The 12,269-nt window shown below is 73.0% G+C and carries 13 protein-coding genes; 6 read left to right on the top strand and 7 right to left on the bottom strand.

Features of this window, described 5'->3' with window-relative positions; translation table 11 throughout:
- Position 1: 1 nt before the first annotated feature.
- The 3 genes from F9B16_RS17160 to F9B16_RS17150 form a co-directional block, all read right to left on the bottom strand.
- Positions 2–1,159, bottom strand: a complete 1,158-nt coding sequence (locus F9B16_RS17160; RefSeq protein WP_151541084.1) for a DegT/DnrJ/EryC1/StrS family aminotransferase — start codon at positions 1,157–1,159, stop codon at positions 2–4.
- Between the two features lie 3 nt (positions 1,160–1,162).
- Entirely contained in the window at positions 1,163–2,605 is a 1,443-nt protein-coding gene (locus F9B16_RS17155; protein WP_151541083.1) for a YveK family protein, read from the bottom strand.
- Between the two features lie 123 nt (positions 2,606–2,728).
- Positions 2,729–3,388 carry a response regulator transcription factor gene (locus F9B16_RS17150; RefSeq protein WP_151541082.1) on the bottom strand — a complete coding sequence of 220 codons (660 nt, stop codon included), beginning with the start codon at positions 3,386–3,388 and terminating at the stop codon, positions 2,729–2,731.
- A gap of 293 nt (positions 3,389–3,681) precedes the next feature.
- Between F9B16_RS17150 and galE the strand changes: the two genes are divergently transcribed.
- Positions 3,682–4,695, top strand: coding sequence for a UDP-glucose 4-epimerase GalE (galE, locus tag F9B16_RS17145; RefSeq protein ID WP_151541081.1), 1,014 nt, complete (start codon positions 3,682–3,684; stop codon positions 4,693–4,695).
- A gap of 81 nt (positions 4,696–4,776) precedes the next feature.
- Here galE and F9B16_RS17140 read toward each other — a convergent pair whose 3' ends face one another.
- The 4 genes from F9B16_RS17140 to F9B16_RS17125 form a co-directional block, all read right to left on the bottom strand.
- Positions 4,777–5,379: a DUF2752 domain-containing protein gene (locus F9B16_RS17140; RefSeq protein ID WP_151541080.1), complete on the bottom strand. Its 603-nt coding sequence runs from the start codon at positions 5,377–5,379 to the stop codon at positions 4,777–4,779.
- A 298-nt stretch (positions 5,380–5,677) separates the two neighbouring features.
- Positions 5,678–6,112: a hypothetical protein gene (locus tag F9B16_RS17135; protein ID WP_151541079.1), complete on the bottom strand. Its 435-nt coding sequence runs from the start codon at positions 6,110–6,112 to the stop codon at positions 5,678–5,680.
- Between the two features lie 57 nt (positions 6,113–6,169).
- Positions 6,170–7,249 carry a hypothetical protein gene (locus F9B16_RS17130; protein ID WP_151541078.1) on the bottom strand — a complete coding sequence of 360 codons (1,080 nt, stop codon included), beginning with the start codon at positions 7,247–7,249 and terminating at the stop codon, positions 6,170–6,172.
- Between the two features lie 36 nt (positions 7,250–7,285).
- A complete protein-coding gene (locus F9B16_RS17125; RefSeq protein WP_151541077.1) occupies positions 7,286–7,879 on the bottom strand; it encodes a TetR/AcrR family transcriptional regulator in 594 nt (197 codons plus the stop codon).
- 110 nt (positions 7,880–7,989) lie between these two features.
- Here F9B16_RS17125 and F9B16_RS17120 point away from each other — a divergent pair, with 110 nt between their 5' ends.
- The 5 genes from F9B16_RS17120 to F9B16_RS17100 all read left to right on the top strand — a co-directional run bounded on the left by F9B16_RS17120 (position 7,990) and on the right by F9B16_RS17100 (position 12,238).
- On the top strand, positions 7,990–8,451 hold the full coding sequence (locus F9B16_RS17120; RefSeq protein WP_151541076.1) for a cupin domain-containing protein: 462 nt from the start codon (positions 7,990–7,992) through the stop codon (positions 8,449–8,451).
- Between the two features lie 7 nt (positions 8,452–8,458).
- Positions 8,459–9,238 (top strand): alpha/beta fold hydrolase, encoded by a 780-nt coding sequence (locus F9B16_RS17115; RefSeq protein ID WP_151541075.1) that lies wholly within the window; start codon positions 8,459–8,461, stop codon positions 9,236–9,238.
- A 204-nt stretch (positions 9,239–9,442) separates the two neighbouring features.
- Complete coding sequence (locus F9B16_RS17110) at positions 9,443–10,054, top strand: TetR/AcrR family transcriptional regulator (protein ID WP_151541074.1); 612 nt, start codon at positions 9,443–9,445, stop codon at positions 10,052–10,054.
- Positions 10,055–10,131: 77 nt separating this feature from the next.
- The gene (locus F9B16_RS17105; protein WP_151541073.1) at positions 10,132–10,761 is read left to right on the top strand and encodes a LysE family translocator; all 630 of its coding nucleotides are present in this window, start codon (positions 10,132–10,134) and stop codon (positions 10,759–10,761) included.
- Between the two features lie 268 nt (positions 10,762–11,029).
- Positions 11,030–12,238, top strand: a complete 1,209-nt coding sequence (locus tag F9B16_RS17100; protein ID WP_404800502.1) for a PucR family transcriptional regulator — start codon at positions 11,030–11,032, stop codon at positions 12,236–12,238.
- Positions 12,239–12,269: the final 31 nt, after the last annotated feature.

Raw genomic sequence — 12,269 nt, 5'->3', positions numbered from 1 at the left:
GTCAGCTCCGGGTCCGCAGCGCCTCGGTGAGTGCGGCGATGACGCGGTCCTGGCCGTCGGGCGTCAGTCCCGGGTACAGGGGGAGGGACAGCAGTTCCTCGCCGACCCGGTCGGTCACCGGCACCCGCGCGCACTCGTCGGCGCCCAGGATGTCCCGGTACGACGTCATCTGGTTCGCGGGGATGAAGTGGACGGACGTCGACACGCCCGCCGCCTCCAGCTCCGCGCTGATCGCGTCCCGGTCGGGGACCCGCACCTGGTAGAGATGCCACGCGTGCTGGATCCCGCCGAGGTTCCGCTGCGGCAGCGTCAGGCCGGGCAGGTCGCGGAACGCCGCGTCGTAGGCGGCGACGATCTCGGCGCGGCGCCGCTGCCATTCGGGCAGCGCGGCGAGCTGCGCCCGCCCGATCGACGCCTGCACGTCCGTCATGTTCGCCTTCAGACCGACCTGCTTCACGTCGTACCGCCAGCTTCCGCCCGGCAGGTACCGCTTCCACGAGTCCTTGCTCATCCCGTGCAGCCGCATCGCGCGGACCTTCTCCTGGAGGCCCTCGTCGCTCGTCGCGATGGCGCCGCCCTCGCCGATCGGCATGTTCTTGGTGGCGTAGAAGGAGAAGCACGCCGCGAACGACTCCGCCCCGACGGGCTTCCCGCCGCGCGCCGCGCCCGGGCCGTGCGCCGCGTCCTCGACGACCCGCGTCCGGTCGAGCCCGGCCGCCTCCGCGAGCGCCGCCACGTCCACCGGGTAGCCGCCCTGGTTCTGGACGATCATCGCCGCCGGCTTCACCCGCGCGGCCGCCGCGGCGACCGTCTCCGGGCTCGGCACCAGCGTGTCCTCGTCGATGTCCACCAGCACCGGCCGGTGCCCCGCGTGCAGGATCGCGTTGATCGCGCCGCAGAACGTCAGGCTCGGCGTCAGCACCGCCGACCCCGGCGGCAGCTCCAGCCCGCGCAGGCACAGCTCCAGCGCGGTCGTGCACGAGGCGACCGCGACGACGTGCGCGGCGCCCAGATAGTCGGCGAACTCCTGCTCGAATGCCGCCGTCTGCGGCCCCGTGGTGATCCACCCCGAGTCGAGCACCTTCACCACGGCGTCCGACACCTCGCCGGACACCGACGGGATCGTGAACGGAACGGTGGACTGACCGGCTGAACTCATCTGCTACCCCTTGATCTTGCGGGACGTGGCGATGACACCGAGGAGCGGCCAGCCGGACGCGGCGACCAGGTCCCGGACCGTCTCCAGTCCCGACACCCGCGTCACCGGACCGACCACCACGACCACCCCGACCTCGTCGTCGGAGCCCGGATCGATGTCCTCGAACGCGTGCACGTGGCACACCGCGCGCACGGGCACCGGGACCGGCTGGGTGATCTCCGAGGGGGAGACCGCCTCGCCGGACTTCTTCGTCATCACGGCGGTGCCGCCCCCGGCGCGGACCACCGACGTGCTCTTCCCCGTGCCGGGACCGGAGCTGTTCAGCGACGGGCCGTCGCCCGGCTCGTCGCCGGACCCGTCGTCCTTCTTCGGCTTGCCGGGCTTGGCCTTCGCGGCGCCCGTGACGGTGCCGCCGTCGCCGCCGTCGCCGTCGCCCGGGCGCTGCCGGACGGGACGGGTGCCGACCACCTTCGTCCGGTCCCCGTACACCGCCGACGCCACCGACGACACGAGGTCGGCGGGCAGCGGCCCGGGCGCGCCGACCAGCGTGACCTGCCCGACCTCCTCCTTGCGGGCGGCGAGCCGGACCCGCCGGCCGAGGTCGGCGAGCTCCGCCGGGCCCTTGTCCGCCCAGCCGAGCAGCGGGACGCCGAGCCGCCGCGCGACCCGCCGCTGCCCGGGGATCGTCGGGCGGGCCATCTCGTTCACCACCGCGATCAGGATCCCCGCGACCAGCCCGACCAGGCCCGCGACGACCGCCATCATCACCGCCGGGTCGCTCTTCGGCGCGATCACCGCCGGCTGCACCACCGAGGCGTTGCCCGCCGTCAGCAGCTGCGCCTGCAGGTCCGACCGGTTCGACCGCAGGTCGGTCAGCTCCGCCTGCACCCGCTCCCGCTCGTTCGCGGCGCCGATGTCGGGGTTCGGCTGCGCGCCCGCCCGCCGCGACAGCGGCCCGAGCTTCTTCTCCAGGTCCCGCACCCGCTTGTCGATGGAGGAGAGCTGCTGGTTGATCGCGCCCTGGTTGGAGTCGTTGATCTCCTTCACCACGGCGGCGCCGATCGCGTCGGTCAGCTTCCGCGCGGCCTGCGGGTCCTTGTCCTTCACCGACAGCTCGACGACCGTCGAGGTGCCGAGCCCGGCGACCCCGATGTCCTTCGCGAGCTTGGTGGTGGACCGCTGCAGGTGCAGCTGCCCCAGCACCCCGGCGAGCAGGTTGTCGCTGGTCGCGAACGCCTTCACCTGGCTGACCTCGGTGCTGACCCCCGCGTCCCCGGCCGCCGCGTCGGCGGCCTTCGCGGTGGCCTGCAGGCGCGTCTTCGCGACCGCGGGCGGGTCCTGCCGGCTCATCACGCCGCCCACCAGCACGAGCGGGACGACCGTCATGAGCAGCAGCAGCGCCCAGTAGCTGCGGGCGACGCGCGCCGCGACCTCATCGATCTCCACGGGTCTCCCCTCCGGCCTCCGGCTTCGTACGGCCGAGCGTAGGAAGGCCCGATGCCGCCCGAATCGCCCAAACGACGACCCCCCACTACGCCGTTTGCACCAGGCCTCCCGCGTCGGCGGTGGTCAGGCGCCGGGGCGCATGCCGGCGCGCATCGCGAGGGTGATCGCCTCCAGCGCCGAGTGCATGTCGAGCTTCGCCAGCAGGTTCTGCGTGTGCGTGCGGACGGTGTTGGCCGACAGCCCCAGCCGCTCGGCGATCTCCGCGCGGCCCAGGCCGTCGACCATGCACTGCAGCACCTCGCGCTCCCGGGGCGTCAGCTCCGCCAGCAGCCGCGCGCCGCCGGCGTCCCGCGGGTCGCCCGCGACGAGCCGCCGCAGCACCTCGCCCAGCACGTCCGGCGGGATCCAGCCGCCCTGCCGCGCCGCCGACCGGATCACCCGCGCGACGAGGTCCGCGCCCTCGGTCTTCGACAGCCAGCCGACCGCGCCGCGCCGCACCGCCTGCACCAGCGTGTCGAGGTCGCTCATCGCGGTCAGCACCACCACCCGCACGTCCGGATGGTCCTCGCGGACGCGGTCCAGGACGTCCAGGCCGCTCTCGGCGCCCAGCGTCATGTCCAGCACGACCACCTGCGGGCGCTCGGTGCCGGCGAGCGCCAGCGCGCGCCGCACGTCCGCGGCGATCGGCAGGATCACCAGATCGGGCTCGCGGGCCAGCCGGGCGGCGAGCGCCTCGGCGAACAGCGCGTGGTCGTCCACGATCAGGACCCGGATCGGTTGCATCCACCGACGATGACCGGTGCGGACGCGATCCGGATCCTGCAAACGCTGTAGTCGTTTCGGACATGCCGCGGCGGGCGGCGCACCGGGCACCGAACCCGGCCCGCGCGCCCGCCCGGGGATCTCCGCAGGTGGCGGGCGCGCGCGGGAGGGAACGTGCGCGGACGCCCCGACCCGCGCGCCGGTTGACCGCCGTCCGGACCCGGACACCTGGAGGGCGGTCCGTTGACCATCCGCGACCGCCTGCTGATCCTGTGCGTGACCGAGCAGGGACGCACCGGCGCAGGGGATGCCATATGAAAGTCCTGATCACAGGGGGAGCCGGGTTCATCGGCAGCACGATCGCGTCCGCGTTCGCCGAACGCGGGATCACGCCGGTGGTGCTCGACAGCCTCATCACCGGCCGGCAGGAGTTCACCGACGGGAAGATCTTCTACCAGGGCGACATCGGGGACGGGGAGCTCGTCGACGCGATCTTCCGGGAGCATCCGGAGATCGGCGTCGCGGTGCACTGCGCGGCGCTGATCGTGGTGCCCGACTCGATGAAGGACCCGCTGCGCTACTACCGGGTCAACCTCGGGCGCACCCGCGACTTCGCCGAGCACCTGGTCCGCAACGGCTGCGACCGGATGATCTTCGCGTCGACCGCGGGCATGTACCGGCCGGAGGCCGACCTGTCGGTGACGGAGACCTCGGCGCTGGAGCCGCAGAACCCGTACACCCGCTCCAAGATGATGGCCGAGCTGATGCTCGAGGACGTCTGCCGCGCGACCTCGCTGCGGGTCGTCTCGCTGCGCTACCTCAACCCGATCGGCGCGGACCCGCAGCTGCGCACCGGCCTGCAGAGCAGCAAGCCGACGCACGCGCTCGGCAAGATGATCGAGTCGTACGAGCTGGGCGTCCCGTTCAAGATCACCGGGGTGGACTGGGACACCCGCGACGGCACCGCGATCCGCGACTACATCCACGTCTGGGACATCGCCCGCGCGTTCTGCGCGGCGGCGGACCGGTTCGACGCGATCGTCCCGCCGCTGCGCCCGGCCGGGGAGGGCTCCGGTTACGAGGTGATCAACCTCGGCACCGGCGACGGGACCACCGTCCGGGAGCTGGTCGACGCGTTCCGCGAGGTCGTCGGGGAGGCGTTCGTCGCGGAGGAGGCGCCGGCGCGTCCCGGCGACGTCGTCGGCGCGTTCGTCCGGCCCGACAAGGCGTGGGAGCTGCTGCGCTGGAAGCCCGAGTACACGATCGAGGACGCCATCCGGCACTCGCTCCAGTGGGCCGAGCGGCGCCGGGAGCTCGACGTCGCCTGACCACCGGCCCGCCCGCCCGGGGCTCGCCCGGTCCCTCCACCCTTCCGCCGGAGGGACCGGACGAGCCGGGGCGTGCCGGCGTCAGCCGCGGGGCTGCTCCGTACCGGCACGCCCCGCGCGGAACCGGCGGACGAGCGGCAGCACGACGAGCATCTGGACCGCCGCTGCCGCCGCAACGACGACCATCGCCAGGCCCATGCCCGCAACCTGGTGCCGGAAGCTCCCGTCACCGCTGCGCAGCATCGTCGCGTGCGACGCCTGGTAGGCCCACAGCGCCGCGACGGCCAGCGCACCCACGATCCAGACGACGGCCGGACGCAGCACGCGCACGTTCACCCAGCGCCCGCTGACCAGCCCCGCACCCCACCTGACCAGGACCAGCAGCGCTCCCGGCACCACCGCGAACGCGAGCGGGTTGTAGTGCCACGCGGTGGCGACGTCCCCGCGCATCAGCGCCTGCACCGCCCGCGTCCCGCCGCACAGCGGGCACACCATGCCGATCAGCCGGAGCGGGCTGTGGAGGGCGATCGGCGGCAGCCCGAACACCGCCATCAGCGCCCCGGCCACCAGCCCCGCCACTGCCACCGCACGCAGCCGGCGGTGCCGATCGTCCCGGTCCCAGCTGAACCGCACGGGCACCCACCCGGTGCCGCGCTCCCGCATGCCCTCACGTCCTCCCGCCATCCCTTCGTTCTACCCTGCCCGAGCCCCTCCCGACGTCCCGCCCTTTCCTCACGCGCGGCCGGGAACATCCGGCCCCGGAGCAACGCGCCGACCCGCTCCGCCTCCCGCCGCGCGTCCCCGAGAAGGCTCTCGCACCCGTAACCGACCAGGTGGTAACACCAGGTGTCGCGCTTGCTCAGGGCGCGTAGCGGGCCCACACGGCCTTGCCCCCTTCGTCCAGCGGCCGAACACCCCACTCCCGGACAAGCTCAGCCATCAACCGCAGCGAGGCCGGACGGGGGGTCCGGCCTCGCGGGGGTCAGCTCATGCCGACGTATTGGTGGTCGGTGCGGATGCGGTGGTTCTCGTCGAGGGTGATGATCTCGAGGCCGCCGCCGACGGTCTCGCCGGTGGCGATCACGACCATCGACCAGCGGAACGCGATGATGTTGGGCATGAGGACGGCGGGTTCGTCGGCGGCCTGGAAGATGTGCTCGCCGGGCTCGATGAACAGCTCGTAGGCGCGGGACACGCGGGCGTTCAGGCTCTCGTGGCCGCGGACCTCGAGCGACGGGTGTGGGATGCCCAGGTTCGCGGCGGCGTCCCGGGCCGCCTCCGGCGGGTTGACCAGGACCTGGAGGCCGTCCGGCGCCCACAGTTCCCGGATGAGGGCCGACCGCGCTTCGGGGTCGGGCTCGTTCCACTGCGCCATGTATCGGTCGGTCCACTGCTTGAGTTCGAGTGTTTCGTTCATGGGCAGCAGTCTGCGGGCCCGCGTGCGGGGATGCGATTCCCTGGAGGGAATGACGGGTCAGAGGCCGAGGCGCTTCAGCAACCCCGCGAGCGGGTTGGGCGGGGTGGGTTTCGCGGAGACGGAGAGGGACCATTTCGCGTGCCCGTGGGCGTCGACCACGATGTATCCGGGGCCGCAGATGGGAGCGCTTTTGAGCGCGTCGGACGTGCCCCACATGATCTGGCTCATGGTCTTGTACGGGCAGTACTCCCTGCGGCGGTGCTTCTTCAGGCAGCGGTACTGGACGGTCCACGTCCGTTCGGTGTCGATGTGGATGCCCAGCGTGGCCGGCGAGTCCGCGTGGTGGACGAGCACTTCCGACCCGGTTCCCGGGTATTCCCGGAACAGTTCGATCGTGTCGTCGATCGGCCGTATCCGCAGCGACCACGAACCCTTTCCCGACTGGAGTGACCAGGGGCCGACCTTGAAATGCGTCGGGCGGCGTCCGGTCTCGGACGGCGCGGGGAGATAGGACCGCTTCCGCGAGGTGTCGTGCAGGACGAAGGTGTAAAGGGGATCGTCCGGCGTTTCCGTGGAGGTGATGGACACGGCCTTGAATTCGGTGCTGCCGGACCCGTTCCTGGTCATCTCCAGGATCGCGGGCCCTCCGGGGCGCGGCCAGTCGATCGGGAAGAGGTAGGAGCGGGTGAGGGCGCCCGAGTAGGAGAAGCGGCCGTCCAGGCGCGGGTCCGGCGCGGGCTCGCCGCGGCTGCGTGCGGCCCGTGAGACGTCGATGGGCACCGGGAGGCCGTGGGTGCGGGCGTCGAGCCTGGTCAGCGCGTTCCTGGCGGTGGCCAGGGCGAGGTTCGCGCGCTCGGTGTCCTGCGCAGTGAGGGCCTCCGTGGCCTCGCCGTAGGCGTCGAGCGCGCGGCGGTAGTCGGCCACGGATTCGGCGGGGACGCCCGGTGCCGACGGGTCGAACGCGAGCGCGGCGAGTTCTTCGCCGAGCTCGGTGGTGAACCCGTCCAGCTCGGCCAGGCGGCTGGCCCGCCCGGCGAGGGCGGGCGGTCCGGGGCGGCGCCGCCGGACGGCGCGGGCGGCGAGCAGGGCGAGCAGGGCGCTGGCGGCTCCGAGCAGGTAGGCGACGACGAACGCCACGGCGGCCCCCGGATGAGCGGATCACTTGCGGCGACTCTACGTCTCGGAGGCGAAGGCCGCTCTGGTGAGGGTCGCGGCGGTGTCGACGGCGGTGGCGATCGCGTCGTCGGGGGAGAGGCCGCACAGGTCGGTGAGGACGAAGAACGCCTCGGCGCCGCAGGCCAGGGCGAGGGAGTGCTTGAGGCGGGCGAGGGCGCCGGGGGACGGGTCCGCGAAGGGCGCCAGGGCGTGGTCGATCAGCGCGAACCGCATGCCGGGGCGGGCGCCGGAGCGGGCCGGCGCGGTGATCGTGGTGGAGATCATCGCCCGGACGGCGCCCTGGTGGGCGTGGACGTGGCGGAGCAGGTAGCCGGTGGCGAAGGCGACCCGCTCGGCGGGATCGGCCGAGGCGGCGACGGGGGCGAGGGCCTCCTCCGGGCCGGGCCAGACGGCCACGAGGGCCTCCTGCAGGAGCGAGGTCAGGTCGGGGAAGTAGCGGTAGGCGGTGGCCTCGGAGACGAGGGCGGCCTTCGCCACCCGCGGCATCGTCACCTCGGCGCCGGACCGGGCGAGGTCGCGGCAGGCGTCGACGATCGCCTTGCGCGTCCGGGCCTTCTGGTTCGCGCGCCCGGTGACGGTCTCGGCCTCCATCGTCCGGCTCCTTCCTGATAGGTGACTTTCTTCGTGAGAGTGTACTTGCATGAACTCGTGCAGGCAGCCTATCGTCATGAGAGTTCACTCTCATGAGAGAAGGGATCGCCATGAGCGGAGTCGCGATCGTCCGGCCGGACGAAGGGGAGAGCGTCCGGCTGGGGACGACCACGATGCGGATCCTCGAGGACGGCACCACGACCGGCCACCGCCTGGGGATCGGTGAGATCACCGTCGCCCCGCGCACGGCGGGGCCGCCGCAGCACCGGCACGCGCGGCACGACGAGGGGTTCTACGTGGTCTCCGGCACCGCCCGGTTCACGGTCGGCGAGACCAGTTACGACGTGCCGGCGGGGACGCTCGCGATGATCCCGCCGGGCGCGCCGCACACGTTCGCCAATCCCGGGGACGAGCCGCTGGTGTTGCTGAACACCTTCACCCCCGACCTGTACGTCCAGTACTTCCGCGACCTGAAGGTGATGATCGAGTCGGGCGTGGAGTTCACGCCGGAGGCGAGCATCGAGGTCATGAAGCGCTATGCCACCGAGCCGGCGACCGAATACGAGAAGTAGGAGTCCGATGTCCGAGCATTTGCTGTCCACGCCTTTCGGGGACGTTCCGCTGACCATTGACGAGGGCGGGGAGGGGAAGCCCGTCCTGCTGCTGCACGGTGGAGCCGGGCCCGTTTCGGTGAGCGGGTTCGCCGAACTTCTCGCCGGCCGGGGCAATCGTGTTCTCACGCCCGTCCACCCCGGGTTCGGCGGTACGGCGCGTCCGGAGAAACTCGATTCGGCCCGGGGGCTCGCCGAGGTCTATGCGCGGTTCCTGGAGGAACGGGAAATCGAGAACGCGACCGTCATCGGCAGTTCCGTCGGCGGGTGGGTGGCAGCGGAACTCGCCCTCGCCGCGCCAGAACGCCTCGAAGGGCTGGTGCTGCTGGACGCGGTCGGCCTGGAAAGCGCCGAGCACCCGGTCGCGGATTTCTTCTCGCTGACGTTCGACCAGGTCGTCGACCTGAGCTATGCCGACCCGGACGCGTACCGGATCGACCTTTCGGCGCTTCCGGACGAGCAGAAGCGCATCGCGGCCGGCAACCGGGACGCGCTGCGCGTCTACGGCGGCGAGTCGATGGCCGACCCGACCCTGAAGGGACGGCTCGCGGCCGTCTCCACGCCGACGCTGGTCGTGTGGGGAGAGGCCGACCGGATGGTGACGCCCGCATACGGCCGGGAGTACGCGGACGCGATTCCCGGGGCCGGTTTCCGCGTCATCGAGCGCGCCGGGCACCTGCCGCAGATCGAGGCGCCGGACGCGCTGCTGGCGGTGTTCGAGGAGTTCGCGGCGTCCGCCGGGGCCTGAGCGACGGGGGAGGCTCGGAAGGGCGCGGTGGGCAAGGCATGAGACTGCTGTCTAAACTGGCGTCACCACCAAGCAAGCGATAGGTGACAGAAGCGGAGGACCGGCCGCACCCGGCCGCCGCTCCGGGCCGCCCGCGGGCGGCCCGGCGGCGCGAAAAGGCCGAACGTGCGGGAGAATGGGGGACGGTCACAGCGAGGAGGCGCTTTGAGCGGCGATGTGCGGTTCACCGTCACGCGGACGCTGACCAAGGACCAGCAGGCCAGGCGCGAGCGGCTGATCGACGCGGCGCGCGATCTCGCGCGCGAGGGCGGCTACCCGGCCGTCACCATGCACGACGTGGCGGACCGCGCCGGGGTGGCCCGCGCGACCGTGTACCGCTACTTCGCCACCAAGGACCACCTGCTCACCGAGGTCGCCGCGACCTGGGCGCACCGCATCACCGGCGACATCGACGCGCTCGCGGTCGGCGACACGCCGGTCGAGCGGCTCACCGCGCTGCTGGAGCGGATCGTCGAGGTGGCGGCGCAGGAGCGGACCCTGACCTCGGCCATCATCCAGGCGGTGACCTCGGACGACTCCAGCGTGGACGACGCGCGCACGGTGCTGTTCCTGTTCGTCCGCGACCGGCTGTCGGCCGCGATCGGCGAGCCGGTGCCCGCGCGCGACGACGTGGAGGTCGTGCTCGGGCACATCCTGCTCGCCGCCCTCGTCAGCCTGGCCTCGCTGCGCCGGCCCACGGAGGAGATCGCGGACATGGTCCGCACGTCCGGACGGCTCGTGCTGGCCGGGGCGCTGGCGGGTGCGACGACGGCCTGATCGGGCCATATTGGTCCATCTTCTGCGCACCCCATTGGCCCTGTGGCGAGGACCATCGGGGCCGTAGCGTTCGACGGGTGACGAACCCACCGCTGTTCCTGCTCGCCGCGCTCACGCTCGTCGCGATCCCCGGGCCCAACCACCTGTACATCACCGCGCGCAGCATCGGGGAGGGGCGCCGCGCGGGCGTCGTCTCCGCGCTCGGCGTCGAGTCCGGCATGCTGGTGCACATCGGCGCCGCGGCGGCCGGGCTGTCCGCGCTCGTCGCCGCGTCCGCCACCGCGTTCGGGGTCCTGCGCTACGCGGGCGCCGCCTACCTCGTCTTCCTCGCCTGGCGGACGCTCCGCGCCCGCGACGCCCACGACGCGCCGCTCCTGCGGCCGCGGCCGCTGCGCCGCGTCTACCTCGACGGCGTGCTGGTGAACGTGCTGAACCCGAAGGTCGTGCTGTTCTTCCTGGCGTTCCTGCCGCAGTTCGTCGACCAGCGGGCCGGCGCCGTCCCGCTGCAGATCGCGGTGATGGGCCTGGTCACCGCGCTGATCGGGCTGTCCGCCGACCTCGTCTACGCGGTCGCCGCCGGGTCCCTCGGCGGATGGCTGCGGGCCCGTCCCGGGTTCCGCCGCCGGCAGCGGTACGCGACCGGGCTCGTCTACCTCGGCCTCGGCGCCGCCGCCGTGCTCGCCGGGCCGGGCGCCCGGCGTGCATAGGTTTCCGATGAACGCTTTGTCAGTCGCCTTATAAGCGGCCGACCGCAATGCGTCCCCGATCGTGCAGCCCGCCGCCCGCCGGCTCGGTAACTTCCGGAACGACCCATCGGGGGCGGGAGGTGCGAAGGTGACGACGAGCCTGAAGGCTTTCGCCGGCGGGGCGGGGGCGTCCGGAGGGCCCGGGGGGACGGGCGGGGAGCCCGCCGCGGGCGGCGGCGACCGCTCGCCGCTGAAGCCGTGGGCGGGGGTGCCGAGCGAGCTGTCGGAGATGTTCCGGCCGCACCTGGAGGCCCTCGCCGAGGAGATGATCGAGGAGATCCTCGCCGGGATCCCCGAGTACTCGCGCCCGCAGGACGAGGAGTACGCGCGGCTCGTCCGGCTCGCCGTCGAGGGCGCGCTGCGGCAGTTCGTCGACCTGATCATGGACCCGGAGAGCTCCTGGGAGGCCGTCGCCGCCGTCTACCGGGAGATCGGCTGGGCGGAGGCCCGCGAGGGCCGCAACCTCGACATCCTGCAGACCTCGCTGCGGCTCGGCGCCCGCGTCGCCTGGCGGCGGCTCGCCTCGGAGTCCGAGCGGTACAACATCTCCCGCCGCACCCTCGCCAGCATCGCCGAGGCGATCTTCGCGTTCCTCGACGAGATCGCCCGCGCCGCCACCGAGGGGTACACCAAGGCCCGCGAGCAGGAGGCCGGCGAGCTGGAGCACCGCCGCCGCCGGCTGCTGGACATGCTGCTCGCCGAGCCGCCCGCCGCGCCGCAGGCCGTCGCCGACCTCGCCCGCCTCGCGCAGTGGCGCGTCCCCCGGACGGTCGCCGCGGTCGTCCTGTACGAGCGGGGCCAGCAGCCGTTCTCGCACCCGTCGCTGCCGCCGGACGTCCTCGCCGACGTCAACCGGCGCGAGCCGTGCCTGCTCGTCCCGGACCCGGAGGGCCCCGGCCGCGGCCGGATGCTGGAGTCGGCGCTGCGCAACTGGGTCGCCGCGCTCGGCCCGACCGTCCGCACCGAGGACGCCGCGAAGTCGCTGCGCTGGGCCCGCGAGGCGCTGCCGCTCGCGCGCCGCGGCATCCTCGCGTCCGACCGGCTGATCCGCTGCGCCGACCACATGCCGGCGCTGGTGGTGTTCAAGGACGAGGAGCTGGTGCGCGCCGTCGCCGACCTGCGGCTCGCGCCGCTGAAGACGGTCCGGCCGCGGCACCGCGAGCGGCTCATGCGGACGCTGCTGTCGTGCCTGCAGAACGGGTTCAACGCCACCGAGGTCGCGACCCGGCTGCACGTCCACCCGCAGACCGTCCGGTACCGGCTGCACCAGCTCGAGGAGCTGTTCGGGGAGCGGCTGTACGACCCGGAGACGCGGCTGGAGATGGAGATGGTGCTGACCGTCTGGCTCACCGGCCCGCCGGAGGACCGGCCGGGCGCGGACGTCATCCCGCTGGACGGCCCGCGCCGCCGCGGGCAGGACACCGCCACCGCCGACTAGCGGCCCGCCGTCGCGCGTTGCGGCGCCGGTG

Source organism: Actinomadura montaniterrae (assembly GCF_008923365.1).
Taxonomy (GTDB): domain Bacteria; phylum Actinomycetota; class Actinomycetes; order Streptosporangiales; family Streptosporangiaceae; genus Spirillospora; species Spirillospora montaniterrae.
The sequence above is the reverse complement of the archived record's forward strand: the minus strand, read 5'-3'. Positions and strand labels throughout refer to the sequence as shown.